Source organism: Terrabacter sp. C0L_2 (assembly GCF_036352015.1).
GTDB lineage: Bacteria > Actinomycetota > Actinomycetes > Actinomycetales > Dermatophilaceae > Terrabacter > Terrabacter tumescens.
On the sequence record NZ_CP143557.1, the window covers coordinates 4,250,332 to 4,275,768 of the forward strand.

Here is a 25,437-nt window from a genome sequence, read left to right on the forward strand (position 1 = left end):
GGCGCCACCGACCCAGCCTGTCGGCACCGAGCCACTCTGTCGGCACCGAGTCACTCTGTCGGTACCGCAGTGGCACGACAGCGCCGAGGCACCCCTACCCGGGTGGCTCGGCGCTGTCGGCATGGCTCGGAAGGCTCTAGAAGAGGGCGCTCATGAGGGACTTGCGGGCCCTGGCGACCCGCTCGTCGGTGACCCCGACGACCTCGAAGAGCTCGACGAGGTGCTCACGGGCCTTGTTGCGGTCGGCGTCGGCCGTGACCCGCACCGTGTCGATGAGGCGCAGGAACGCGTCCTCGACGTGGCCACCGAGCAGATCGAGGTCGGCCACGAGGATCTGCGCGTCGACGTCGGTCGGCGCTGCGGCCGCGGCGGCGCGAGCGGCCTGGAGGTCGGCGCCCTGGGTGCGCTGCATGAGGCCGACCTGGGCGAGGCCGAGCTTGGCGTCGGTGTCGGCCGGGCTCTGCGCGAGGGCCTCGCGGTAGGCCGCGGCGGCGGTGTCGAGGTCCCCGGCCTCGATGGCGTCGAAGGCCTTCTGGTGGAGCGGCGGGAGGGGCTGCTCCTGCTCGGGCTCACCGGCCTCGCCAGCGGCGCCGTCGACTCCCGGGACGGTGCCCGTGACGCCGTGCTGGGCCGCGAGCTGCAGGACCTGGTCGATGACGGCCGCGACCTGCGCCTCGGGCTGCACGCCCTCGAAGAGGGGGACGGGCTGGCTCTGGACGAAGGCGAAGCTCACGGGGACGGCCTGGACCTGGAAGGCCTGCAGGATCGTAGGGTTGGCGTCGACGTCGACGGTCACGAGCTGGAAGCGTCCGCCGTAGCGGCGCGCGACCGAGCCGAGGGTCGTGACGAAGTCGGCCGACTCCTGGAGCCGCGGTGACCACAGCACCATGACCACGGGGTGCCGGTCCGAGGCCGCGATGACCTCGCGGATCGAGGCGTCAGTGCCCTCGATGACGAGGCCAGCACCGTCCGCGGAGGTGGAGGCCGCGCCGGATGCGGGGCCAGCCGGCGGGGCCGGACGCTTGAGCGATGACAGGTCGACGGCACCGCGAAGTGCTGCTGCGGTGAATGGCTGGTGACTCATAGATCAATCCTGCCTCACCGACCCGAGCCGGCGACGAGCTGGTCGGACGCGGCGACGATGCGCGCCTGTCCCGACGCGGGGATGACGACGGCGATGATCTCGTTGGAGGTCAGGTTGGCCTCGGTCGTGATCTGCTTGATGCCGGTCAGGAGCGTGAGGTCCTTGGCCGGGGTGAGCTTGACGGGAGTCCGCATGGCGATCGCGTCGTTGCGCACGAGGTGGGCGAAGACGATGGCGCCCTTGCCGTCCTTGAGCCGCAGGCCACCGATGACGCCCTTGGGCTCGTGCTCCTGGGTGAAGGCGCCCTGGTTGTTGAGGGCCTGCGACTGGGCGCGGGCCGACTGGCGCAGCTGCTCCGAGAGGGGGTCGGCGGCGAGCACCTTCGTGGCCGTCGGCTCCGGGAACTTCACCGAGGCGGCGAAGGCCGCGACGACGTCGTCGGGCTTGGCGCTGAGGCCCGAGCCGTCCCCGACGGCTGCCGAGCCGTCGGTCGTCGGGTCGAGCGCGTCGAGCTTGGCGTCGGGGAGCATCGGCGTCACGGCCGCCGCCTTGAACGGGGCGCCGGACTGACCACCGACGAGCAGCACGAGGACCGCGGCGCCCGTCTTCTTGAGGGTCGTCTGCGCGAGCACCTGCTGGGGCGTGTCACCACTCCGGGAGATCGCAAGCACCTTGACGCCGGTGGTCGCGAGCTCGGCGTCCGCCTTCTCCGCCGCCGTGCGGCCGGGGAGCGTCTTGGCGTACGCGTTGGCCGACTCGAGGGCCGCGCCGACGAACGCCTTGTCCCGGGCTGCCGCGCCGGCAGCCGTCCCGTCGAGAGACGACGTCGCCGCTGCACTCACGGCCGAGGCGGCCGTGGTCTGGGCCGAGTCCGGGGCGACGGCAGGGGTGCCCGCGGCGCTGCTGGTGCCGTCATCGGAGTTGCCGGTGCAGGCGGAGAGCATGGCAGCACAGGCGAGCGCGGCGGCCAGAGCACGTCGACGGGTCGCGGTGCGGGGCATGGAAAAGCCTTTCGGTGACACAGGAGGACAGGCCGAGCAGGCTCGGCCGCGACCCACGATACGCAGGCACCGTGCTGGATCCCCAATCCGTCGAAGCGGCTCGCCGGGGACATTTCCGGACGGTCCGGGCGCGGATCGTGCGCAGGAGACGGATCGGTGTCAGGCCGGTCACGCCGCGCCTGATGCGCCTCATGACCGATATGCGCATTTCGTCCTGAACGCTTCAGGCGCGCCGGATCATCCTGACCTCGGGCGTCCCGGTGGCCGGGTGCACGTCACGCCCGCCCTCGGGGGCGAAACCGCGGCGAGAGTAGAAGGCCCTCGCCCGGGCGTTGCCCTCGACGACCCACAGCGTCGCGTCCTTGGCGCCGAGCAGCTCGTCGAGGAGCCGGTCCGCGACACCCGTGCCGCGGGCCGGTGCGGCCAGGTTCACGGCATACAGCTCCCACTCGGTGGGCGCGTCCTCGTCACGGCTCGGCCCGGCGCTGCCGAAGCCCGCGAGCCGGCCGTCGGGACCGACGACGACGAGCGTGCCGCCGGGCTCGTCCGCCGGGCGCGCCGCGATCCGACGCCAGTTGTCGGCGCAGCGTTCGTCACTGAGACCTGCGAGGTAGTCCGCGGGCATCAGGCCTGCGTACGCGTCACGCCAGACGGCCATGTGGACGCGTCCCAGCTCGTCGCAGTCCTCGAGCGCGAGCGGCCGCAGCTGCCAGTCCGGCTCAGTCATCCTGCTGACGACCGAGGGCATCCTCGAGACGCTCGAGCTTGCCGTCCAGCTCGCCGGTCCACCCGGGCCGGATGTCCGCCTTGAGCACGAGCCCCACCCGCGGCGAGGTCTCGGCGAGGACGTCGCAGCACTGCTTCACGACAGCCATGCACTCGTCCCACTCCCCCTCGATCGTCGTGAACATCGCATCGGTGCGGTGCGGCAGACCCGAGTCGCGCACGACGCGGATGGCTCGGGCGACGGCGTCGGACACCGATCCGGTGTCGTCGGCCGCGACGGTGGGGGCGACGGAGAAGGCGATCAGCATGCGCTCACCGTATGCCGCCGGCGGACCTGTCGCACGGCCACCCCCGGCCCAGCCTCGACCACGCGCCGGCTCAGAAGGCCTTCCTCATCGTCAGTGCCTCCTCGATGATCTCGAAGCCGAGGTCCTGGTTGATGCGGACCATCCAGGGGTTCTGCTCGTCGTTCATCGTCTGGACCGAGCGTCGTTCCGGCGCAAGGCGGCCCAGCTCCCTGAGGTTGGCCGCCTTGACGGCCATGCCGAGGCGGTGACCTCGGTGCTCCGGCAGCACGAGGGTGCCCCACTGGAAGACGACATCAGGGTCTCCGGACGGGACGGCGAGGTCGGTGTAGGCCGCGACGACCCCCGTCTCGCGGTGCACCGCGACCGCCGTGACCATCGTGCGACCGGTGTCGCGCAGGTGGGCGAGCAGCGTCTCGTAGTCCTCGACCGTCATGGACTCCGGCTCGAACTCGACGTCGCCGGTGGGTGCGTCGAGGATGAGCCGGTTCGAGGCGTCGCAGACGCCCTGGCGGAGCTCGTCCGGCACGCCGTCGACGTGGACGGTGAGCTCGAACAGGTCGCCCATGGCCTCGGCGGCCCGGGCCTCGTGACCGGCCAGGACGTCCGAGTCGACAGGTAGCGGCAGCGAGCGCACGATCTCGACGCTCGACACGGCATACCCACGCTTCAGGGCGAACTCGCGGTCCGCGTGGGACTCACGGTCGCCGACGGGGACGAAGACCTCGGTGAGCAGCATGTGCCGACCCGCCGCCTCCGCGCGCTGCTCCGCCCACTCCGCGAGCGCCGAGCCCACGCCCTGACGGCGGTGCTCGGGGTCGACCTCGAGCTGCGACCAGGACTTGTCGAGGTTGTCGCGCTCCGGGAGGAAGAGCCGGACCCAGCCGACAGGCGCGCCGTCGACGACCGCCACCGCGGTCTCCTCTCGCTCGCCCGGGAACGAGAAGCGCGCCATCTTGAGGAACTCCTCCTCGGTGCGCTGGACGGGCTGCACGCGCGAGACCGCCTCGCTGCGCGTGGCCACGCCGTGGAGCGCCTTGAGCATGACGTCGTCGTCACGGTCGAGCGGGATGATGTCCATCCCTCGACGGTGACACCGGGGGCCGTTGCCGCGCCAACGAATTACGTATGCCGCGTGCCCCGCACACGCCTGAGCCTCGCTCCCCGACGGGGACCCTCCTGGTCGTGCATGAGATCGGGCGCCAGGTGCGTCATGACGACATCACCTGCGCGACCACGCGCACGACCTCGCGCCGCACACACGCGTGGACCAGGCGAGGGCGCGACTCCGTCAGGTGCCGAGCTGCTCGAGCAGGCGGTCGGCAGCGGCATACGGGTCGATGCGTCCCGCGACGACGTCGCGGGCCAGGGCCGTCACGCCCTCGCGGCCACCGAGGTGACCGAGCCGGGTGCGCAGGGTGGCGAGCGCGATCGTCTCGATCTCGTCGGCGACCCGGCGCTCACGGCGCCGGTCGAGCTCGCCGTCCTCCTCGATGAACGCCCGGTGCTTGTCGAGCGCCTCCATGACCTCGTCAATGCCGATCTTCTGTGCCGCAACGGTTTTCACGACCGGCGGGCGCCACAGGCCCGGCTCGGTGCGGTCGCCGAGCGAGATCATGTGGCGCAGGTCGCGCACCGTCGCGTCGGCGCCCTCGCGGTCGGCCTTGTTGACGACGAAGACGTCGCCGATCTCGAGGATGCCGGCCTTGGCGGCCTGGATGCCGTCGCCCATGCCCGGCGCGAGGAGCACGACGGAGGTGTCGGCCAGGCCGGCGATCTCCACCTCGGACTGCCCGACCCCGACGGTCTCGACGAGCACGACGTCGCAGCCCGCGGCGTCGAGCACGCGGATCGCCTGCGGCGTCGCGAAGGACAGCCCGCCGAGGTGCCCGCGCGAGGCCATCGAGCGGATGTAGACGTCGGGGTCGAGCGCATGGTCCTGCATGCGGATGCGGTCGCCGAGCAGGGCGCCGCCGGAGAAGGGCGAGCTCGGGTCGACCGCGAGCACCCCCACCCGCAGGCCGCGCTCGCGGAAGGCGCCCACGAGCGCCGTGGTCGTCGTGGACTTGCCGACACCGGGCGAGCCGGTGATGCCGATGACCCACGCGTTGCCGGCGTGCGGCGCCAGCGCGGCCATGACCTCACGCAGCGAGCCGTGGCCGTCCTCGACGAGCGAGATCAGCCGGGCAACGGCGCGCGGAGAACCCGCCCTGGCCGACTCGACCAGGGCGGGGACGTCGACGGATCGGCGTGACACGAAAGAGGATTCGACCGTCAGGCGCTCTTGGGCACGCGGACGATGAGCGCGTCGCCCTGGCCACCGCCACCGCAGAGCGCAGCCGCGCCGACGCCGCCACCGCGGCGCTTGAGCTCGAGCGCGAGGTGCAGCGCGATGCGGGCGCCGGACATGCCGATCGGGTGGCCGAGCGCGATGGCGCCGCCGTTGACGTTGACCTTGTCGACGTCGATGCCGAGCTCCTTGGCCGAGGCGAGGCCCACGGCCGCGAAGGCCTCGTTGATCTCGACGAGGTCGAGGTCGGCGGGCGTGATGCCCTCCTTCTCGCAGGCGCGCGCGATGGCACGGGCCGGCTGCTGCTGCAGGGTCGAGTCAGGTCCGGCCACCATGCCGTGGGCGCCGATCTCGGCGAGCCACGTCAGGCCCAGCTCCTCGGCCTTGGCCCGGCTCATGACGACGACCGCGGCGGCGCCGTCGGAGATCTGCGAGGCGGAGCCGGCCGTGATCGTGCCGTCCTTGCTGAAGGCCGGGCGCAGGCCCCCGAGCGAGGCGGTCGTCGTGTCGGCGCGGATGCCCTCGTCGCTCTTGAAGACGACCGGGTCGCCCTTGCGCTGCGGGATGCTCACGGGGACGACCTCGTCGTCGAAGAGGCCGTCCTTCCACGCCTTGGCGGCGAGCTGGTGGCTGCGCGCCGAGAACTCGTCCTGCTCCTCGCGCGTGAAGGCCTGCGAGCCGGTGTTGGCCTGCTCGGTCAGCAGCCCCATGGCCTGGTCCGTGAAGGCATCCCACAGCCCGTCGTAGGCCATGTGGTCGCGCATCGTCACGTCGCCGTACTTGTAGCCCTCGCGCGACTTCGTCATGAGGTGGGGAGCGTTGGTCATCGACTCCTGGCCGCCGGCCACGACGACGTCGACCTCGCCGGCGCGGATCAGCTGGTCGGCCATGGCGATGGCGTTGATGCCGGAGAGGCAGACCTTGTTGATCGTCAGCGCGGGGACCGTCATCGGGATGCCCGCGGCGTGCGCGGCCTGACGGGCCGGGATCTGGCCGGCGCCGGCCTGCAGGACCTGGCCCATGATGACGTACTCGACCTGCTCCGGGGCGACGCCCGCCTTCTCGAGAGCGCCCTTGATGGCGACGCCACCGAGGTCCGATCCGGAGAAGTCCTTGAGCGAGCCGAGCAGGCGCCCCATGGGGGTCCGGGCACCGGCGACGATCACGGAGGTGGGACGGTCAGCAGTCATGGGTGAAGCCTCTTCCGACGTCTTTGGGGGTGTCCGGACAACTGTAGTCGGGGCGCCTGCGAGGCTCCCGACGAGCATGACCAAGCGCACACGGCATACGCGGGTCGTATGCCGTCACGCCCCCTACGTTGGGAACCATGAGCGCCACTCCCGACCCCCTCTTCACCCACATCGACCACGTCGGCATCGCCGTGCCCGACCTCGACGCGGCCATCGCGTTCTACGAGGAGAAGTACGGCATGACGATGCTGCACGAGGAGACCAACGCGGAGCAGGGCGTGCGTGAGGCGATGATGGGCGTCGGCGACTCCGGCTCGTGCATTCAGCTGCTCGCGCCGCTCTCCCCCGAGTCGACGATCGCCAAGTTCCTGGACCGCAGCGGCCCCGGCATCCAGCAGCTCGCCTACCGCGTCAGCGACATCGACGCCGTGTGCGCGACCCTGCGCGAGCGCGGGCTGCGCCTGCTCTACGACACCCCGAAGCCCGGCACGAGCGACAGCCGGGTCAACTTCATCCACCCCAAGGACGCCGGCGGCGTCCTCGTCGAGCTCGTCGAGCCCTCAGCCCAGGCCCACTGACGCGTCGACGCCGGCCCGCCGGGTGGCGAGCTCGCTCTCGGTCAGCACGACGAGTGCGGCCGTCCACGCGAGCGGCGCCGGCCCGGCGGGGCTGCCGTCGGGAAGGACCTTCTCGGGCAGGCTCCCCCAGCTCGTGCAGTGGCGGTCGAGCCAGGTCATCCAGTGCTCGGCGACGAGCGGGTGCCCGGACGCCGCGGCCGTGTAGGCGACCATCGCCGTCTCGGGAGTCCACGACACGCCGTCGCTCTTCCAGTCGACGCCCGGCGCCAGTCCGCCGGCGCTGCGCAGGGCCAGGACGGGGTAGCGGGCCCAGGCCCGCTGGGCCGCAGCGTCGTCGGCGGCGGCGAAGGGCGGCATGAGCATCGCCACGGCGGCATCGAGACCACCGGTGTGGCCGTGCCGCTCGTAGTCGGGCCCGAACTCCGAGCGGATCAGGGCCCGTAGGCCGCTCGCCGCGCGCGCCGCGCGGGCCGCGCGTCGGGTGTCGCCCTCCGCGGCGAACGTCCGGGACGCCGCCTCGAGCCCCGCCGCCAGGGGCGCGGCCGTGCCGAGGGTGACCCGCCGCTCGGACACCTCCCAGTAGTCGGGAGACACCTCCGGCAGCCGCCTGCCACCGTCGGTCTGCGCCATGGAGAAGGCGAACGCGCGGTCGCGCAGGCCCCGGAGCGCCGGTGGCAGCACCCGGTCGGAACTCGCGGCCCTGACGCGCTCGAGCGACCAGAGGACCCACCCGGCGCCGTCGGTCTGACGGGGACGGTCGTCCGGCGGCCCTGACCCGTCGAGCCGGTAGCGGGCCTCGAACCCGCCGTCCGGGAGCTGCACCCGCGCGAGGAAGCCCAGCACCCGGCGCGCGTCGGCTGCGTGCCCGGTCTCGGCGTAGGCGACCGCCACGAACGCCGAGTCCCGCGGCCACGCATACGCCCACGGCCCGTCCGGTCCGGCCGCGACGGCGCCGTTCGGGCGGGTCAGGGAGTGGAGGTCCCGCAGCGCCTGCGCGGTGACGTCCGTGCGCGGTCCGGCCACGGGGACCGTCCCGTCGGCGACCCACACCGCCTCTGCCACCGGGTCGACCAGCCGCGCGCCGAGCGTCGTCGGAGCGAGCACGGACCTCGCCCGCCAGCCGGCGTCGTTGCGCAGGACCGGCAGGGGCTCCTCGTGCGTGAGCCGGGGCACGAGGCCGCAGCCGGCCACGACCACCGTGGCCAGGGCGCCCAGCACGGCACGTCGCACGCGCACCTCCCCTCGATCCCGGTCCGACCTCCCCGTGGACCGGCGCCAGTGTGGCACGCGAGGGGCCGAGCCGCCCGAGGATCGGCCGGGCGGCCCGTAGCATCGGCTGCCATGGAGGTGACACGCCGGCAGGCCCTGACCGCGGCGGCCGGGGCTGCAGTCGGTGCAGCCGGCGCGGTGGGCGCCGTCCGGCTCGAGGAGCACCTCGACCAGGACACCCCGCTCCCCTTCTACAGCAGCCCCGTCAGCGCGATCCGACCGGACCGGTCCGCGCCGGCAGCGGCAGCGGGATCGGTCGTCTGGGCGGGCTCGGGCACCGAGCGCCACGTCGCGCTGACCTTCGACGACGGCCCCCACCCCGACTGGACGCCGCGCGTGCTCGCGGCGCTCGCGGCAGAGGACGTGCCGGCCACGTTCTTCTGCCTCGGCCGCAACGTGCGCGACCACGGCGACCTGCACCGCGAGAGCGTCGGACGCCACGAGCTGGCCAACCACACCTTCGAGCACCCCGACCTCGGTCGGCACGACTGGTCCGGGTGTCGCGACGAGATCGAGCGCACCAGCCGCCTCATGAAGGAGACCTACGGCGTCGCCCCCACGCTCTTCCGGCCGCCGTACGGGCACGTCGGCGGCGCCGCCCTGCTCGCCGCCGCGGAGGCACGCCTGACGACCGTCCTGTGGTCCGCCCAGGCGCGCGAGGACCTCGTCGCCGACCGTCCGGACGGCATCGTCGAGGACATCGCGGGGCAGGTGCGGCCCGGCTCCATCGTGCTCGCCCACGACACGGGGTCGCAGGACCGCCTCGTCACCATCGACCGGCTGCCCGCGATCATCCGCCGGCTCCGCGACGACGGCTACACCTTCGTCACGGTCTCCGCCCTGTTGGCCGCCAGCGCGAGCGCCACGACCGCGAGCCACGGGTAGGCGGGCCACAGGGCCAGTCGCTCCAGGCCACCCACCCACGTCGCGCCACCGAGGCGCAGCCCGAAACCGGCAGCCGCAGCGAGGGTCACCGCGCCGACGACGAACCCCGAGCCCGACACCGCGCGCGCCACGGAGCCGGACCGCCGCAGCGCCACGGCCGTCACGAGGACGGCGAGCGGCTGCAGCACGAAGACGGGCAGCGCGGCGACGACGTGCCAGCCCGGCTGCTGGTCCACCGGAACCAGACCGACCGCAGCGGCCGCCAGCGCCGAGACGACCCACAGCAGGGTCGCCGCCGTCACCCACCGCCCGCCACCGAGCGCCGGCCGCAGGAGCACCGCACCCGCCGCCCTGAGCAGCCCGAAGACGACGAAGGCCGCGTTCATCCCGACGTGCCACGGCGAGCACACGTCGACGAGCGAGCCCGCGTGGCCGGGCGAGCAGGTCAGCATCCCGAGCGCACTGATCGTGTCGTCCCGCAGCGAGTAGGCCGCCGACGCGCCGGCCGCCACGAGGAGCTCGGTGAGCAGGTAGGCCGGCTGCGCGAGCCAGCACGCCACCCCCACGGTCTGTCGTCGCACGCGCCGACCGTACCCCGTCGACGGATGCGCCCGACCGGACCGACGGACCGCCACGAGCACGGCGCCGCGGCGGTGACCACGTGGCGCGACCACACGGCATACGACCTCGTGGCGGTCCGTCGGACCACCTGCCCGACCCGGCCGGGTCTCGTGACCCAGGTCACCTGTGGTGGCCGTCTCAGAAGGGGCTACCCGCGGGTCGCGTCTCGCTACGTTCGGTGGCACCACGCACTGGCTCGACACTGCCTCGACCCACCAATGACGCTGCGACGTAAGGACCTTCAATGCAGGCCATCCGCGACGCCATCCTCTCCGGCGACCGCACCCAGGAGACCTACGCGAACATCGAGATCCCCGCGACCTATCGCGGGGCCACCGTCCACAAGGACGAGGTCGGCATGTTCGAGGGGCTCGCCACGCGCGACAAGGACCCCCGCAAGTCCCTGCACATCGACGAGGTACCCGTCCCCGAGCTCGCGCCGGGCGAGGCGCTCGTCGCCGTGATGGCGAGCGCCATCAACTACAACACCGTGTGGACCTCGATCTTCGAGCCGGTCTCGACGTTCGGCTTCCTCGAGCGCTACGGCCGCATGTCGGAGTTCTCCAAGCGCCACGACCTGCCGTACCACGTCGTCGGCTCCGACCTCGCGGGTGTCATCCTGCGCACCGGACCCGGCGTCACCAAGTGGAAGCCGGGCACCGAGGTCGTCGCGCACTGCCTGTCGGTCGAGCTCGAGGACGCCGAGGGCCACAACGACACGATGATGGACCCGCAGCAGCGGATCTGGGGCTTCGAGACGAACTTCGGCGGCCTCGCCGAGCTCGCGGTCGTCAAGGCCAACCAGCTGATGCCCAAGCCGGCCCACCTGTCGTGGGAGGAGGCGGCCTCGCCCGGGCTCGTCAACAGCACCGCCTACCGCCAGCTCGTCTCCAAGAACGGCGCCGCGATGAAGCTCGGCGACCGGGTCCTCATCTGGGGCGCATCGGGCGGCCTCGGCTCCTACGCCACCCAGATGGCCCTCGCCGGCGGCGCCACCCCGATCTGCGTCGTCTCCTCCCCCGAGAAGGCCGAGATCTGCCGCTCCATGGGCGCCGAGCTCATCATCGACCGCAACGCCGAGGGCTACCGCTTCTGGAACGACGAGGGCACCGAGCAGGACCCGCGCGAGTGGCAGCGGCTCGGCAAGAAGATCCGCGAGCTCACCGGCGGCTACGACGTCGACATCGTCTTCGAGCACCCGGGCCGCGAGACCTTCGGCGCCAGCGTCTACGTCGCACGCAAGGGCGGCACCATCGTCACGTGCGCCTCGACGTCGGGCTACATGCACGAGTACGACAACCGCTACCTCTGGATGAACCTCAAGCGGATCGTCAGCTCACACTTCGCCAACTACCGCGAGGCGTGGGAGGCCAACGAGCTGATCAACCGCGGCCTCATCCACCCGACGCTGAGCAAGACCTACACGCTCGACGAGGTCGGCCAGGCGGCGCTCGACGTCCACCGCAACGCCCACCAGGGCAAGGTCGGCGTGCTGACGCTCTCCCCCGAGCCGGGCCTCGGCGTCACCGACCCGGACAAGCGCGCAGGCTTCGCGGCGGCGATCAACCGGTTCGCCGACCAGTAGGCCGAGCGACCCGAGCGACCCGAGCGACCCGTCACGACGAGGGCCGGCCCACCGTCACGGTGGCCCGGCCCTCGCCGCGTGCTCTTGTCGTGGCGACCAGTGGCGTCAGCGCGCGTCGAGCACGCGCGTCAGCTGCTCCTCGGTGTCGTTCGCGAGCTTCTCGAAGACGAGCTTCATCGCGGGCGCCGCGAGGTTGGCGAGGCCGTGCATGTCGAGATCCGCGTTGTAGGTGATCTCGCTGCCCTCGCCGGACGGCAGGACGGTGATCGTGTCGGTCGAGGTGGCGCTGTCGTTGCTGCCGACGAGCACGACCCGCGAGTCGGTGAGCTCGGTCAGCTCGTAGTCAAGCTCGGTCGTCACGCCGGCGATCTTGGAGACGTTGTGCCACCGCGAGCCGACCGCGACGGGTCCGTCCCCGACACGGGTGCACGACTCGGTGCCCGGGTCCCACTCCTCGGCGTTCGCGAAGTCCTTGAGGTAGTCGATGACGGCAGCCGGTGCGGGTCGGACGGTGAAGGTGCGGGTGACGCTGGGCATGGGGGCTCCTCGTGGTGGTCGGGGTGCGTGGCGGTCCGGTGGCGCCCCGTCGCGGGGCGTCGCCTGGTTCTCGTTCACCCCTGCCGTACCCGTATGCCGGGTGCCTCGGATCGCCGCCTCGGCGCGGCCGCGCCGTGGCGGGGTCCGGAGCCGTCCGGAACCGGGCTGACACGCCTCGGTCATCCCGGGCCCGCGGGAGGAGGCTGACGTAGGCTCGCGACCGTGAGCATCTGGGGACGGTGGACGCGCTACCGCCGCGCCCAGCGCGCCCGCATGGACGAGTTCCGAGCCCGCGACCTCGGCTTCGACGAGCACGCCTCGAAGGCGGCCTACGGCGCCCCCGCGGCGCCGGGAGACCCACAGGACGCACAGCCCGGCACCCGTCCGTCGGCGGCGCGGTCGCCCGAGCCTGACCTCCTGGCCGGCGCGCTCCCCCTCGACACCATGGGCGCCGACAGCACGGGCGCCGACAGCGGCGCCAGTACCCCCGACTCCGGCGCCGAGCCGACGCCGCCGGGCGTGGCCGCCTCGCCCACCCCGCCCAAACCGTCCGACGCACCCGGCGACGGCAAGCGGGGCAAGGGACCGCGCAAGGACTTCGGCCAGAGCGGCACGCCCTTCAACCGGCAGTCGCCCTTCTACATCGGCTTCGTGGGCGCCATCGGCGTGCTCACGGCCTACGCCGTCGTGCAGGCCGTCGGACGCCTCGGGACCGTCATCACGCTGCTCGTCATCTCCTTCTTCCTGACGCTGGCGCTCAACCCGCTCGTCGAGGCGCTGACCCGCCGCAGCGTGCGTCGCGGCTGGGCCGTGACCATCGTCTTCCTCGGTGTCCTGGCGGTCTTCACGCTCGTCGGGTGGGTCGTCATCCCACCGGTCGCCCAGCAGGGCAGCGAGCTCGCGACCAACGCGCCGCGGATGTTCGACAACCTGCTCGCCAACCCGTGGGTGCAGGACGTCGACCACCGCTACCAGCTCGTCCAGCGCATCCAGCAGGAGGTCAACAAGCGGGTCGCCGACGGCAACCTGTGGGCGGGCGTCTTCGGCGGGGTCCTCGACGCCGGCAAGGTCATCGCGTCGGGCGTCTTCAGCGGCCTGACCGTCCTCGTCCTCACCCTCTACTTCCTGGCCTCGCTCCCGGCGGTCAAGCAGGCGGCCTACGCCCTCGTCCCGGCCAGTCGCCGGCCGCGCACCGTGTCGCTGGCCGAGGAGGTCATGCGGCGCGTCGGGTCCTACGCCATCGGCCAGGTGGCGGTCGCCGCGATCAACGCGTTCTTCGCCTGGATCATGATGAGCCTCATCGGCCTGAAGTTCGCGGCCGTGCTCGCCGTGGCGGTCGGCTTCCTCGGCCTCGTGCCGATGATCGGCGCCACGCTCGGCGCGTCGGTCGTGGCCATCGTCGCGTTCTTCGACGAGCCCAAGAAGGCGCTCATCGTCATCATCTACTTCATCGTCTATCAGCAGATCGAGAACTACGCCGTCATGCCGCGCATCATGCAGCGGACCGTGGCGGTGCCGGGGGCCGTGACCGTCGTCGCCGCGCTAGCCGGCGGCGCGCTGCTCGGCATCCTCGGCGCGCTGCTGGCGATCCCCTTCGCTGCGGGCGCGCTGCTGCTCTACGAGGAGGTCCTCGTGCCGCGCCAGCGCCGGCACTAGCGGCCGGGCTCAGGCGTCCGCGTCCACCGAGGACGTATGCCGTGTGGTCGGCGAGGGCACGGCCGGTGCCGTGGCGGACGGGGCCGGGTCGCGCTGCTCCAGCGCGCTCACGACGGCGGCCATGTCGAGGCCTCCCAGCCCGGCAGCCTCCGTGGCACGGAACAGCTCCCGGGTCGCGTCGAGCAGGGGGCTCGCGGCCCCGACGCCACGGGCGGCCCCGGCGATGAGGCGGGTGTTGGTGTGGACGTCCTTCACCGCGGCCTGAGGCTCGAAGTCGCGGGCCACGAGCTTGGCCAGCTTCACGGAGGACACCGCGCTGGCCATGGGCCCGGCGTCGAGCGCGCGTCGGAACAGCTCGAGGTCGAGGCCCAGTCGGTCGGCGAGGTGGTACGCCTCGGCGAGCCCGGCGACCATGGTGCAGAGGTAAAGGTTGACCGCCAGCTTGGTGCCGGTCCCGGCGGGCACGGCGCCGCAGCGCAGGACCTCGCGACACATCGGCGCGAGCAGGGGCTCGACCCGGTCCAGCACGGCCTGCCGGCCGGCCATGAGCGCGACGAGCTCGCCGCGCTCGGCGGGGATCCGCGAGCCCGAGACCGGCGCCTCGACGTAGTCACCGCCGGCCGCCTCGACGTCGCGCCCGAGCCCGGCCGAGTAGCCCGGCGACGTCGTGCCGAGGTGCACGACCGTGCGACCCGAGACCATGGCGTCGAAGGCGTCGGTGCCGCGCTCGAGGACCGCGTCGATCGCAGCCTCGTGGGCCAGCATGAGGAACACGACGTCGCTCGACGCGAGGACGTCGGCCGGCGAGGGCTGCGCCGTTGCCCCGAGCGCCACGAGCGCCTCAACCGCCTCCGGCGACCGGTTCCACACGGACAGAGGCGTGCCCGAGCGACGGAGGTTCGAGGCCATGGGGCGGCCCATGATGCCCAGACCGATGAATCCGACCCTGACGTCCACGACGACCTCCACCCGAGCCCGACTCACTATGACGGTCGTCATAGTAGCGCCGAAGTCATGACAGGTGTCATAGTCGGACCAGCATCGAGTACCGGAGGGCAGGATGGCAGCCAGCAGCCGCGGGCACCGCGAGCGCATCGTCTACGAGACCGCCCAGCACCTGCGGCGGTCCGGGGTCGGGGGCACGGGCCTCAGGCAGGTGGTCGCCGATGCCGGGGCGCCGCGCGGCTCGCTCCAGCACTACTTCCCGGGCGGCAAGGACCAGTTGGTCGGCGAAGCACTCGACTGGGCCGGCACGTGGGCGGCGCAGCGGGTCGAGGAGCACGTCGCCCGGATGAGGCGTCCGACGCCCGCGCGGCTCTTCACGGCGATGACCGAGGACTGGGCGCGCGACCTCGAGGCCCGGGACCACGCACGCGGCTGCCCCGTCGCAGCGGCGGTCGTCGACTGCGCCGACACCACCCCAGCGGTGCGCCACGCTGCCGCGTCGGCTCTGGAGACGTGGCGCAGCCCCATCACCGCTGCTCTGCTGGCGATGGGACGCCCTCGCCGCCGGGCCGAGGCGCTGTCGACCCTCATGCTGTGCGCGCTCGAGGGCGCCATCGTGCTGGCGCGCGCCCAGCGCGACACGGCCCCCCTGCGCCTCGTGGCCCGGGAGCTCGCACCGGTCCTCGACGCCTGACCGCGTCGACCCGGCCGCACCGGCTCCGGGTCGAGCAAGTCGTCAGCGGTAGGAGTTGCCGGGCGGCCGGGCGTCACGTCGCTGCCAGCACCCGGTGTGCCAGTGCCGCCGGTCGCCGAGGCCGCCGACGCCCTCGGCCGGCCACACGACGACGTGCGGCACGCCGGGCGGGATGTCCTGCTGGCAGCCGGGGCAGAGGTAGTCGCGGGTGGCGGACGCCCCGCTCACGGAGCGCACGGTCCAGCGCGTGCCGGCATACGACTCCTCGCGGGTCGGTCCGCCCTGGATCCGCGTCACGTCCAGCGGCACGTGCTCGCGCGCGTGCTTGCTGGGACGACGGCGCGAGGGCATGGATCCAGCGTAGGTGTCAGGCGTAGGTGCGGAAGCCGCGCCCCGTCTTGCGCCCGAGGTAGCCGGCCGTCACGAGGTGCTCGAGCAGCGGCGCGGGCGCGTAGCCGCGCTCGCGGAACTCGAGGTAGAGCTCGCGCTCGATGGCGAGCGACACGTCGAGGCCGACGACGTCGAGCAGCTCGAACGGGCCCATCGGCAGGCCGCAGCCGGTCTTCATCGCGGTGTCGATGTCGTCGGCCGTCGAGTAGTTGGCCTCGAGCATCTTCACGGCGTCGTTGAGGTAGGGGAAGAGCAGCGCGTTGACGATGAAGCCGGCGCGGTCGCCGCACGTGACGGCGTGCTTGCCGACCGTCGCGCAGAGCGCCTGGACGGTGGCCACGACGTCGTCGGCGGTCGAGACGGTGTGCACGACCTCGACGAGCTTCATCACCTGGGCGGGGTTGAAGAAGTGCATGCCGATGACGTCCTGCGGGCGCTTGGTGGCAGCCGCGCACTCGACGACGGGCAGCGAGCTCGTCGTCGTGGCGAGGATGGCACCGGGCCGGCAGATCTCGTCGAGGTTCTCGAAGAGGGCGCGCTTGACCGAGAGGTCCTCGACGACGGCCTCGACGACGAGGTCGACCTGGGCGAGGTCCTCGAGCCGCGTCGTGCCGCGGACGAGGGCGAGCGCCGCGACGCGCTCGTGCTCCGTGGCCTTGCCGCGCTGGACGGCCTTCTCGAGACTCTTGGCCAGGGCGGCGCGCACCGCCTCGACCTTGGCGTCGCTGCGCGCCACGAAGGTCACGTCGAGTCCGGCCTTGGCGAAGACCTCGACCATGCCGGTCGCCATGGTGCCCGAGCCGACGACGCCGACGGTCCGCACGGGACGGGTGCCCGCGGCCGTGCCGTCGACACCCTGGGGCGTCAGGGAGTCCTCGACGACCTGCGAGCTGCCCGGGGCGGCATACGTGTAGAAGCCGCGGCCGCTCTTGCGACCCTTGAGCCCGGCGCTGACCATCTGCTTGATGATCGGGCTGGGGGCGTGCAGGCGGTCGCGCCCCTGCTTGTACATCGTGTCGAGGATCTCGTAGGCCGTGTCGAGGCCGATGAGGTCCATGAGGGCGAGCGGACCCATCGGGTAGCCGCAGCCGAGCTTCATCGCCGCGTCGATGTCCTCGCGCGTGGCGTACTTGCTCTCGAACATCGCGACGGCGTGGTTGAGGTAGCCGAAGAGGAGCGCGTTGGCGATGAAGCCGGCCTTATCGCCGACGATGACGGGCTTCTTGCCCAGTCGCTCGGCGAGCGCCTTGACGTCCTCGAAGATCTCGTCGCTCGTGATGACGGTCTTGATGACCTCGACGAACTGGAGCACCGGGGCGGGGTTGAAGAAGTGCATGCCGACGACGCGCTTGGGGTTGATCGTCGCGACGGCGATCTCGGTGACGGGCAGCGAGCTCGTGTTGGTCGCGAGGATCGCGTCGTCGGAGACGATGGCGTCGAGCTTGGCGAAGATGTCCTTCTTGAGGTCGAGGTGCTCGGGCACGGCCTCGACGACGAGCTGGCACTCCTTGAGGTCGGCCATGTCGCTCGTGAACTGCACCCGGGCGTGCAGCGCTGCCTGGTCCTGCTCGCTCAGCTTGCCGCGCGACACGGCGCGGTCGGTCGAGTGCTGCAGGACTCCCCTGCCCTTCTCGACCGCCTCGTCGGTGACCTCGACCGCGACGACGTCGATGCCGTTGCGGGCGAAGACCTCCACGATGCCGGCACCCATGGTGCCGAGTCCGATGACGCCGACCTTGGTGAACTCACGAGCCATGGGCGAGAGTCTCGCAGAGGGGCCGCCCCGGCCACACCCGTCCGGGGCGTGACGCTTCCCACGCGCCCTCCCTTAGGGTGGTCCGGTGCGTCTCGTCATAGCCCGGTGCAGCGTCGACTACGACGGCCGTCTCACCGCCCACCTCCCGCTCGCGACCCGGCTGCTCGTCGTCAAGGCCGACGGCTCGGTCCTCGTCCACAGCGACGGCGGCTCCTACAAGCCGCTCAACTGGATGTCGCCGCCCTGCACGATGGCCGAGGTCGACCCCGACGAGGGACAGACGGGCGAGGGCGTCGTCGCCGTGTGGCGCGTCCAGCACGCCAAGAGCGAGGACCGCCTCACCGTCCTCATCCACGAGGTGCTGCACGACTCCGACCACGAGCTCGGCGTCGACCCCGGCCTCGTCAAGGACGGCGTCGAGGCGCACCTGCAGAAGCTGCTCGCCGAGCACATCCACACCCTCGGCCACGGCTGGTCGCTCGTGCGCCGCGAGTACATGACGGCCATCGGACCCGTCGACATCCTCGCCAAGGACTCGACCGGCACGAGCGTCGCCGTCGAGATCAAGCGGCGCGGCGAGATCGACGGCGTCGAGCAGCTGACCCGCTACCTCGAGCTGATGAACCGCGACCCGCACCTCGCGCCCGTCACCGGCGTCTTTGCCGCGCAGCAGATCAAGCCGCAGGCGCGCACGCTCGCCGAGGACCGCGGCATCCGTTGCGTCGTGCTCGACTACGACGCCCTCAAGGGCATCGACGACGCGGAGTCGCGTCTCTTCTGACCGACCGACGGCGTATGCCGTGTGGCCGGCTTCGCGCGACCGCGGGGTCGCAGCTTCGCAGGGTCACACCCAGCGGGACCGCACCTCGGGCGCCAGCTTCTCGACGGCCAGCCGGACCGCCGGTCGCGACATGTCGGCGACGTGCTCGTCGAGGAACGCCACCAGACGGTCCTCGTCCCGGACTCCCGCGTGCTTGAGGAAGATGCCGACAGGCTTGTGCACCAACGGATCCCGGTCGGCCGCCAGCAGTCCGGCCAGCTCCCAGCCGACCTCGACGTCGGGGGTGTCGAGCAGCCCGAGCGGGGCCGTCATGGCGGTCCGTCGACGCAACGGCTCGCGCGAGCCGGCGAGGTCACGCAGGACCTGCTTGTCGCGACCGACCAGCCACAGCCCGATGACCCGAGGCGCCGCACGGTCGACCATGTCCCACGTCGTGATGCGGTGGTGGTGGGCGAGGTAGGTGCGGGCGAGCGTGCCTCGCCCGTGGCCGTCGATGCGCTTGCGGCGTGCCTTGAAGTCGAGGATGCAGAGGGCCGCCAGCCGGGGCTCGTAGGCCGGGTGCGCGAAGAGCCGCTCGACCTCCGAGAGCGGTAGGCGCGTGTGCCGCTTCGCGATGGCGAAGAGCGTTCCCATCCGCACCCCGATCGCCTCCTCGTCCGGGGCCAGCCGCCGGCGCACCGAGGCGAGGGCCTCGTCACTGCGCTCCGACTCGAGCTCGGCGACCACCGCGTCGGCGGACGTCGGCGCGGGACTCAGGACAGTCCCTCGAGCGGCCCCCGCGTGGTGCCGTCGGCGTCGATGAGGAGCAGCACCGGCTCCGTGGCGTCGCCACCCCGCACGACGACGACCGTCTCGCCCCGGTGCCGGTCGACGAGCTCCTCGAGACCCGACGACCCGTCGTGCAGGTCACCGTGGCCGAGGTGCGACGGGACCCCGAGGTCGTCGGCCAGGGACTCGACGGGGCCGGTGTCGGGGACGTCGTCGGCGGCATACACCGCCTGGACCTTCTCGAGGTGGACGGCCGACGCCAGCCACGGGACGTCCGCCAGCCCTGGCGGGTTGACGACGATGATGCGCGCGGCGCACTGCAGGTCGCTCATAGCTGCGACGCTACGCCTGCTCAGACCGGCGCGGACTCGAGGGGCGCGAGACCGCGTGCGGCACGGATCACACCGACCATCTCGCCCATGATGTCGTTGAGCCCGAAGTCCTTCGGCGTGAAGACCATGGCGACCCCGGCCTCGCGCAGCGCGGCGGCGTCGGACTCGGGGATGATCCCACCGACGACGACCGGCACGTCACCGGCCCCGGCCTCGCGCAGGCCGCGCAGCACCTCGGGGACGAGCTCCATGTGCGAGCCGCTGAGGATCGAGATGCCGACGAGGTGCACGTCCTCGGCCACGGCGGCCGCGACGATCTGGTCGGGCGTCAGGCGGATGCCCTGGTAGACGACCTCGAAGCCGGCGTCGCGGGCCCGGACCGCCACCTGCTCGGCGCCGTTGCTGTGCCCGTCGAGTCCCGGCTTGCCCACGAGGATGCGCAGCTTCTCGCCGAGCTCCTCGCCGGTGCGGGCGACGAGGTCGCGCACGCGGGACAGGGCGTCCCCCGGCTCGCTCGAGGAGACACCCACCGAACCGGACACCCCTGTGGGAGCGCGGTACTCGCCGAACTGCTCGCGCAGCGCCGCTGACCACTCCCCCGTCGTGACCTCGGCTCGAGCGCACTCGAGAGAGGCCGGCATGAGGTTGGCTCCCGACGCGGCATCGGCGCGCAGCCGCTCCATGGCGGCCGCTGCCCGGGCTCGGCGCGCGGGGTCGGCGTCACGGCTCTCGCGCCACTCGCGCACGGCCTCGGACGCGTGGCGCTCGACGTCGGCATCGACGGTCTGGATGGCCGCGTCGAGGTCGGCCGTCAGCGGGTTGGGCTCGGTCGTCCCGAACTTGTTGAGGCCGACGACGACGGACTCGCCCGCCTCGATGCGGCGGCGGCGCTCGGCGTGGGAGGCGACGAGCGCGGACTTCATGTAGCCGGACTCGACGGCGGCCACGGCCCCGCCCATCTCCTCGACGCGCGCCATCTCGGCCTTGGCGCCGGCGACGAGGTCGGCGACCTTGGCCTCGACGACGACGGAGCCGGTGAAGAGGTCGTCGTACTCCAGCAGGTCGGACTCGTAGGCGAGCACCTGCTGCATGCGCAGGCTCCACTGCTGGTCCCAGGGCCGCGGCAGGCCGAGCGCCTCGTTCCAGGCCGGCAGCTGGATGGCCCGCGCCCGGGCGTCCTTGGACAGGGTCACCCCGAGCATCTCGAGGACGATGCGCTGGACGTTGTTCTCCGGCTGGGCCTCGGTCAGGCCGAGGCTGTTGACCTGGACGCCGTAGCGGAAGCGGCGCGCCTTGGCGTCGGTGACGCCGTAGCGCTCGCGGGTCAGCTCGTCCCAGAGCTCGACGAAGGCGCGCATCTTGCACATCTCCTCGACGAACCGCACGCCGGCGTTGACGAAGAAGGAGATCCGGGCGACGACGCTGGCGAACTCCTCGGCGGGCACCTGCCCCGAGTCGCGCACTGCGTCGAGCACCGCGACCGCGGTCGACATGGCGTACGCGATCTCCTGCACCGGCGTGGCCCCGGCCTCCTGCAGGTGGTAGCTGCAGATGTTGATGGGGTTCCACTTCGGGATCTCACGGACCGTGTAGGCCACGAGGTCGGTGATGAGCCGCAGCGACGGGCCGGGCGGGAAGACGTAGGTCCCGCGCGAGAGGTACTCCTTGATGATGTCGTTCTGCGTCGTCCCCGCCAGGGCGTGCACCCACTCGGCAGGGTCCTCCCCCGCGGTCTCCGCCTGGCGCTCGGCCGCGACCTGGTAGAGCGCGAGCAGCCACATCGCAGTCGCGTTGATCGTCATCGAGGTGTTCATCTCGCGCAGCGGGATGTCGGCGAAGAGCGCCGCCATGTCGCCGATGTGGCTGATCGGGACGCCGACCTTGCCGACCTCGCCGCGCGCCAGCACGTGGTCCGGGTCGTAGCCCGTCTGGGTCGGCAGGTCGAAGGCGACGGACAGGCCCGTCTGGCCCTTCGCGAGGTTGCGGCGGTAGAGCGCGTTGCTCGCAGCGGCACTCGAGTGGCCGGCATACGTGCGCATGACCCACGGGCGGTCGGGCGTCACCCGGGCCGCCGGGTGCGGTGTGCTCTCCGTCGAAGACATGGCTCGACGGTAGCGGCGGGGTCGCGCGGTGGGCAGCCGCTCAGGCGGTGAGAGGCGCCACAGTCACGCCGACCGGCGTGGGCCCTCCGGAGCTGTGCCGCGGGGCGAGGATGCGCTCGAGCCGGCACCCGCGCAGCAGCCGCGTCGTGCGGTCGCTCGCGTCGACGAGCAGCAGCCGGCGCTCGGCGCGGGTGGCCCGTCGGTGGAGGTGGACGATCACCCCGAGACCGGTGGCGTCACCGATCTCGGCGCTGCCGAGGTGCAGGCGCAGCTCGCCCGGCCCCTCGTTGATGACCGCGTGGATCGCATCGCGGATGTCCGGGACCGTGTGGACGTCGAGACGGCCCTCGATGATGACATCGTGGCCGTCAGGCGCGTCGAGCACTCGGACCGGACCCCTGCGGTGGGTGTTCAGCGTCATGTAGACCCCTCTCAACGCTGTGCCGTCACCATGATGACGCCTCAGCCGACGAAAACGTTGCCCCTAGGAGTCAAGAAGTGGTCAAGAAATACGACCTCGGGGCCAACGACGTGACGCGGCACCATGAACCGGTGAGAGCACATCCGACAAAGCCGGACGAACCGTCGGCGAGGTGGCGCCGGCGCCCTAGTCGAACGTCGGCTCGTCGTCGGGCTCGCGGGTGACGTCCGCCCCGAGGGCACGCAGCGCCTGCTCGAACCGCGGGTAGCCGCGGTCGATGTGGTGGACGCCGCTGACGAGGGTCTCGCCCTCGGCCACGAGGCCCGCGATGACGAGGGCGGCGCCCGACCGGATGTCGCTGCTCTCGACGGGGGCGCCCGAGAGGATCGGGACGCCGTGCGTCATGACGTGGTGGCCGTCGACCTGGGCGTCGGCGCCGAGGCGGGCGAGCTCCTGGACGGTGCGGAAGCGCGCCTCGAAGAGGTTCTCCGTCACCATGGCCGAGCCGTCGGCGACGGCGTTGTAGGTCAGGGCGAAGGGCTGCAGGTCGGTCGGGAAGCCGGGGTAGGGCAGCGTCGCGACATCGAAGGCACGGGGGCGCCGCTCGCGCGCCGAGACCCGGAAGCCGCGGTCGGTCGTCTCGACGTGGCAGCCTGCCGCCTCGAGGGCTCCGAGCGGAGCGCGCAGGTGGTCCGCGACCCCACCGACCACCTCGATGTCGCCACGGGTCGTCGCCGCCGCGAAGGCCCACGTGCCGGCCGCGATGCGGTCGGAGACGACCGCGTGCTCGGTCGGCTGCAGCGACTCGACACCGTGCACCGTGATGCGGGACGTGCCGGCACCCTCGACGCGGGCGCCCATCGAGACGAGCATCTCGGCGATGTCGACGATCTCGGGCTCCTTGGCCACGTTGTCGATCGTCGTCGTGCCGCGAGCGAGCACCGCTGCGGTGAGGATGTTCTCGGTCGCGCCGACGCTCGGGAAGTCCAGTCGGATGTCGGCGCCCGTCAGCCCCCGCGGTGCGGTGGCGACGAGGTAGCCGTGGGTCACGTGGACCTCGGCGCCGAGCGCCTCGAGCCCCGCCGCGTGCAGGTCGAGCCCGCGGGAGCCGATCGCGTCCCCGCCGGGGACGGCGACGTCGGCCTCCCCCACGCGGGCCACGAGCGGGCCGAGCACCGAGATCGAGGCCCGCAGGGCGCGGACGAGCTCGTAGTCGGCGCGGTGACCGATGCGCTCGGGCACGTCGAGCACGACGACGCCGGCCGGCGCGTCGTAGTCGACGCCGACCCCGAGGCGCCGCAGCAGCTCGGCCATGATCGTGACGTCGGCGATCGCCGGGACGTTCGTCAGGGTGCTGCGGCCGACCCCCAGCAGGGCCACGGCCATCAGCTTGAGGGCGCTGTTCTTGGCGCCCACGACGGACACCTCACCCACGAGGTGTGCGCCACCGACGACGCGGAATCGCTCTCTCACCCACCGAACCCTAGCGGGGACGTGGGCGGCCGCCGGACGCCGCCGGCCGGGTGAGAGAGTGGCCCCATGGTCAACCTGACGCGGATCTACACGCGCACCGGCGACGACGGCACGACGAGCCTCGGCGACTTCTCGCGGGTCAGCAAGAACGACGCCCGGCTGCACGCCTACGCCGACTCCAACGAGGCCAACGCGGCGATCGGCATCGCGGTCGCGTGCGGCGGGCTGACCGACGAGGTGAAGGCCACCCTGCAGCGCGTGCAGAACGAGCTGTTCGACGTCGGCGCCGACCTGTCGACGCCGCTGCGCGAGCGCTACGACTACCCGCCCCTACGCGTCGAGCAGCCGTGGGTCGACGACCTCGAGAAGGACTGCGACCACTACCTCGAGCAGGTCGAGAAGCTGCGCTCGTTCATCCTGCCCGGTGGCACGCCCGGCTCTGCGTACCTCCACCTCGCGACGACGATCGTGCGGCGGGCCGAGCGGTCCGCGTGGGCGGCCGTCGACCAGCACGGCACCGAGCCGGCCGCCGAAGGCACCGAAGCCCGCGGTGTCGGCGGTGTCAACGTGCTGACGGCGAAGTACCTCAACCGCCTCTCCGACCTGCTCTTCATCCTGGCCCGCATCGCCAACAAGCCCATCGGCGGCGACGTGCTGTGGCAGCCCGGCGGCGGCAGGGTCGAGAAGCCCGAGCGCAAGCGGCACTGACCCGCGCGGGACCCGCCCACGCGGCATACGGCCTACGGCCTAGGTCAGCGCCTGATCGGGCGCGAGATCGCGCAGCTCGTGTCGCCAGAGCGCAGCACCGGCGCGATCTCGCGCACGACCAGACGTCGGATCTCGCGCACGACCAGACGCCGGCTCTCGCGCATCCACACCCCCTCCGCACGGACGCGGGTGGTCCACAGCGGTGGCGCAGCCGCTGGTCGTGGGCGCGAGTGGTGCGCAATCTGGCCGCATGGACCGCACCCTCTCCCCGTTGCTGCGCGACGTGGCGCAGCACCAGCACGGCGTCCTGACGCGGCGCCAGCTGCTCGACGGGGGCGTCACGCCGGCACAGCTGCGCACCCGCCTCGGCCGGGAGTGGCGGCTCGTCCTGCGCGGCGTCGTCCTGCTCTCCAACGGCGCGCCGAACGAGCAGCAACGGCTCATGGCTGCCCAGCTCTTCGCGGGACCACGCAGCTGGCTCGCAGGTCCCACCGCGGCAGCGCTGCACGGCATCGGTGACCTCACGGTCACCAACCCCGTCCACGTGCTGGTCCCGGTACCGCTCCGGTCGCGCACCCACGCCTGGGTCGTCGTGCGCAACACGACCCTTCTCGATGAGCCGCTGCACCGGCGCGGACCGCTACGGCTCTCCTGCCCGGCCCGCGCCGCCGTCGACGCCGCGGCAGCAGCCCCGTCCGACGAGCTGGCCCGGGCCGTCCTCGTCTCGGCGGCGCGCTCACGAACCGCGCGGATGGGCGACCTGCTGCACTGGGTGCTCGCCCGCGGCCAGGTCGGCTCGCACCGCCTCCACGCGGGCCTGTCCCTGGCGGCCACGGGCGCCTGGTCGCTGCCCGAGGCCGAGCTGCTCGCGCTGCTGTCCACCTCGAGCGTCCTGCCGCCGCTGCTGGCCAACCCCGAGCTGCGCGACGGCGGGGGGCGCCGGCTCACCACCCCGGACGTCTGGGTCGACGACGTGGCGATGGCGGTCATGGTGCACAGCCGGAAGTGGCACGCGGGCGAGCGCGAGTGGGAGTCGACGGTCGAGCACGACACCGACCTGCAAGCCGCACGCGTCGTCGTCGTCGGGGTGACTCCCCACTCGATCCGCGCCCGACCCCGCTGGGTGCTGGAACGCGTCGAGACGGCATACCTTCGTGCGAGGTCGGCGGGCGTGCGCGCGGACGTGGTCGCGACACCGCGGGACCCGTGGCAGAACGGGCGGCTCCTGCTACCCGGCCCGGTGCCCAGCGCCGACCGGGCCCGAACGGGATCCTGATCGTGCGGCTCGTCGCGCAGGCACTGTCGCCTGGGCGCACCGGCGGCGCGATCTCGCGCCCGAT

The 25,437-nt window shown here is 72.4% G+C and carries 26 protein-coding genes; 8 read left to right on the forward strand and 18 right to left on the reverse strand.

Annotation, left to right across the window (positions count from 1 at the left end; all coding sequences use genetic code 11):
- Positions 1-136 precede the first annotated feature (136 nt).
- From U5C87_RS19765 to U5C87_RS19795, 7 genes are all read right to left on the reverse strand, one after another.
- Entirely contained in the window at positions 137-1,084 is a 948-nt protein-coding gene (locus U5C87_RS19765; RefSeq protein ID WP_330474158.1) for a tetratricopeptide repeat protein, read from the reverse strand.
- Positions 1,085-1,098: 14 nt separating this feature from the next.
- Positions 1,099-2,085, reverse strand: a complete 987-nt coding sequence (locus tag U5C87_RS19770) for a hypothetical protein (RefSeq protein ID WP_330474159.1) — start codon at positions 2,083-2,085, stop codon at positions 1,099-1,101.
- 223 nt (positions 2,086-2,308) lie between these two features.
- Positions 2,309-2,812, reverse strand: a complete 504-nt coding sequence (locus U5C87_RS19775; RefSeq protein WP_330474160.1) for a GNAT family N-acetyltransferase — start codon at positions 2,810-2,812, stop codon at positions 2,309-2,311.
- On the reverse strand, positions 2,805-3,119 hold the full coding sequence (locus U5C87_RS19780; RefSeq protein ID WP_030195005.1) for a thiamine-binding protein: 315 nt from the start codon (positions 3,117-3,119) through the stop codon (positions 2,805-2,807). The genes U5C87_RS19775 and U5C87_RS19780 overlap by 8 nt, the downstream gene beginning before the upstream one ends.
- 70 nt (positions 3,120-3,189) lie before the next feature.
- A complete protein-coding gene (locus U5C87_RS19785) occupies positions 3,190-4,197 on the reverse strand; it encodes a GNAT family N-acetyltransferase (RefSeq protein WP_330474161.1) in 1,008 nt (335 codons plus the stop codon).
- 210 nt (positions 4,198-4,407) lie between these two features.
- A complete protein-coding gene (gene meaB / locus U5C87_RS19790; protein ID WP_330474162.1) occupies positions 4,408-5,373 on the reverse strand; it encodes a methylmalonyl Co-A mutase-associated GTPase MeaB in 966 nt (321 codons plus the stop codon).
- 17 nt (positions 5,374-5,390) lie between these two features.
- Positions 5,391-6,596, reverse strand: a complete 1,206-nt coding sequence (locus U5C87_RS19795; protein WP_330474163.1) for an acetyl-CoA C-acetyltransferase — start codon at positions 6,594-6,596, stop codon at positions 5,391-5,393.
- Positions 6,597-6,733: 137 nt separating this feature from the next.
- Between U5C87_RS19795 and mce the strand changes: the two genes are divergently transcribed.
- On the forward strand, positions 6,734-7,174 hold the full coding sequence (gene mce / locus U5C87_RS19800) for a methylmalonyl-CoA epimerase (protein WP_330474164.1): 441 nt from the start codon (positions 6,734-6,736) through the stop codon (positions 7,172-7,174).
- Here mce and U5C87_RS19805 read toward each other — a convergent pair.
- The gene (locus U5C87_RS19805) at positions 7,157-8,404 is read right to left on the reverse strand and encodes a glycoside hydrolase family 15 (RefSeq protein ID WP_330474165.1); all 1,248 of its coding nucleotides are present in this window, start codon (positions 8,402-8,404) and stop codon (positions 7,157-7,159) included. The genes mce and U5C87_RS19805 overlap by 18 nt on opposite strands.
- A 111-nt stretch (positions 8,405-8,515) precedes the next feature.
- Between U5C87_RS19805 and U5C87_RS19810 the strand changes: the two genes are divergently transcribed.
- Positions 8,516-9,328, forward strand: a complete 813-nt coding sequence (locus tag U5C87_RS19810) for a polysaccharide deacetylase family protein (RefSeq protein WP_330474166.1) — start codon at positions 8,516-8,518, stop codon at positions 9,326-9,328.
- On the opposite strand, the gene U5C87_RS19815 is transcribed toward U5C87_RS19810, so the two are convergent.
- On the reverse strand, positions 9,259-9,909 hold the full coding sequence (locus U5C87_RS19815) for a DUF998 domain-containing protein (protein ID WP_330474167.1): 651 nt from the start codon (positions 9,907-9,909) through the stop codon (positions 9,259-9,261). The two genes, U5C87_RS19810 and U5C87_RS19815, sit on opposite strands and share 70 nt — an antisense overlap.
- Before the next feature lie 284 nt (positions 9,910-10,193).
- On the opposite strand from U5C87_RS19815, the gene ccrA reads away from it, so the two are divergent.
- Complete coding sequence (gene ccrA / locus U5C87_RS19820; protein WP_330474168.1) at positions 10,194-11,534, forward strand: crotonyl-CoA carboxylase/reductase; 1,341 nt, start codon at positions 10,194-10,196, stop codon at positions 11,532-11,534.
- A gap of 105 nt (positions 11,535-11,639) precedes the next feature.
- Here ccrA and U5C87_RS19825 read toward each other — a convergent pair whose 3' ends face one another.
- On the reverse strand, positions 11,640-12,071 hold the full coding sequence (locus tag U5C87_RS19825) for an SRPBCC family protein (protein ID WP_330474169.1): 432 nt from the start codon (positions 12,069-12,071) through the stop codon (positions 11,640-11,642).
- A gap of 222 nt (positions 12,072-12,293) precedes the next feature.
- Here U5C87_RS19825 and U5C87_RS19830 point away from each other — a divergent pair, with 222 nt between their 5' ends.
- Positions 12,294-13,727 (forward strand): AI-2E family transporter, encoded by a 1,434-nt coding sequence (locus U5C87_RS19830; protein ID WP_330474170.1) that lies wholly within the window; start codon positions 12,294-12,296, stop codon positions 13,725-13,727.
- A gap of 9 nt (positions 13,728-13,736) precedes the next feature.
- Here U5C87_RS19830 and U5C87_RS19835 read toward each other — a convergent pair whose 3' ends face one another.
- Entirely contained in the window at positions 13,737-14,684 is a 948-nt protein-coding gene (locus U5C87_RS19835; RefSeq protein WP_330474171.1) for an NAD(P)-dependent oxidoreductase, read from the reverse strand.
- Between the two features lie 103 nt (positions 14,685-14,787).
- On the opposite strand from U5C87_RS19835, the gene U5C87_RS19840 reads away from it, so the two are divergent.
- Positions 14,788-15,366 carry a TetR/AcrR family transcriptional regulator gene (locus tag U5C87_RS19840; protein WP_330474172.1) on the forward strand — a complete coding sequence of 193 codons (579 nt, stop codon included), beginning with the start codon at positions 14,788-14,790 and terminating at the stop codon, positions 15,364-15,366.
- 42 nt (positions 15,367-15,408) lie between these two features.
- Here U5C87_RS19840 and U5C87_RS19845 read toward each other — a convergent pair whose 3' ends face one another.
- Both U5C87_RS19845 and U5C87_RS19850 read right to left on the reverse strand, forming a co-directional pair.
- Complete coding sequence (locus U5C87_RS19845; protein ID WP_330474173.1) at positions 15,409-15,717, reverse strand: hypothetical protein; 309 nt, start codon at positions 15,715-15,717, stop codon at positions 15,409-15,411.
- A gap of 16 nt (positions 15,718-15,733) precedes the next feature.
- The gene (locus U5C87_RS19850) at positions 15,734-17,512 is read right to left on the reverse strand and encodes a 3-hydroxyacyl-CoA dehydrogenase family protein (protein ID WP_330474174.1); all 1,779 of its coding nucleotides are present in this window, start codon (positions 17,510-17,512) and stop codon (positions 15,734-15,736) included.
- Between the two features lie 85 nt (positions 17,513-17,597).
- Between U5C87_RS19850 and nucS the strand changes: the two genes are divergently transcribed.
- Complete coding sequence (nucS, locus tag U5C87_RS19855) at positions 17,598-18,293, forward strand: endonuclease NucS (RefSeq protein WP_330474175.1); 696 nt, start codon at positions 17,598-17,600, stop codon at positions 18,291-18,293.
- Between the two features lie 63 nt (positions 18,294-18,356).
- On the opposite strand, the gene U5C87_RS19860 is transcribed toward nucS, so the two are convergent.
- The 5 genes from U5C87_RS19860 to murA all read right to left on the reverse strand — a co-directional run bounded on the left by U5C87_RS19860 (position 18,357) and on the right by murA (position 23,389).
- Positions 18,357-19,019, reverse strand: coding sequence for a DNA alkylation repair protein (locus U5C87_RS19860; protein WP_330474176.1), 663 nt, complete (start codon positions 19,017-19,019; stop codon positions 18,357-18,359).
- A 26-nt stretch (positions 19,020-19,045) separates the two neighbouring features.
- Complete coding sequence (locus U5C87_RS19865) at positions 19,046-19,393, reverse strand: hypothetical protein (protein WP_330474177.1); 348 nt, start codon at positions 19,391-19,393, stop codon at positions 19,046-19,048.
- A gap of 20 nt (positions 19,394-19,413) precedes the next feature.
- Positions 19,414-21,432, reverse strand: coding sequence for a protein meaA (locus U5C87_RS19870; RefSeq protein WP_330476723.1), 2,019 nt, complete (start codon positions 21,430-21,432; stop codon positions 19,414-19,416).
- 103 nt (positions 21,433-21,535) lie between these two features.
- A complete protein-coding gene (locus U5C87_RS19875; RefSeq protein ID WP_330474178.1) occupies positions 21,536-21,916 on the reverse strand; it encodes an STAS domain-containing protein in 381 nt (126 codons plus the stop codon).
- Positions 21,917-22,102: 186 nt separating this feature from the next.
- A complete protein-coding gene (gene murA, locus U5C87_RS19880) occupies positions 22,103-23,389 on the reverse strand; it encodes a UDP-N-acetylglucosamine 1-carboxyvinyltransferase (protein ID WP_330474179.1) in 1,287 nt (428 codons plus the stop codon).
- Between the two features lie 66 nt (positions 23,390-23,455).
- Between murA and U5C87_RS19885 the strand changes: the two genes are divergently transcribed.
- Positions 23,456-24,097, forward strand: coding sequence for a cob(I)yrinic acid a,c-diamide adenosyltransferase (locus U5C87_RS19885; protein ID WP_330474180.1), 642 nt, complete (start codon positions 23,456-23,458; stop codon positions 24,095-24,097).
- Positions 24,098-24,347: 250 nt separating this feature from the next.
- A complete protein-coding gene (locus U5C87_RS19890; protein WP_330474181.1) occupies positions 24,348-25,373 on the forward strand; it encodes a hypothetical protein in 1,026 nt (341 codons plus the stop codon).
- Positions 25,374-25,437: the final 64 nt, after the last annotated feature.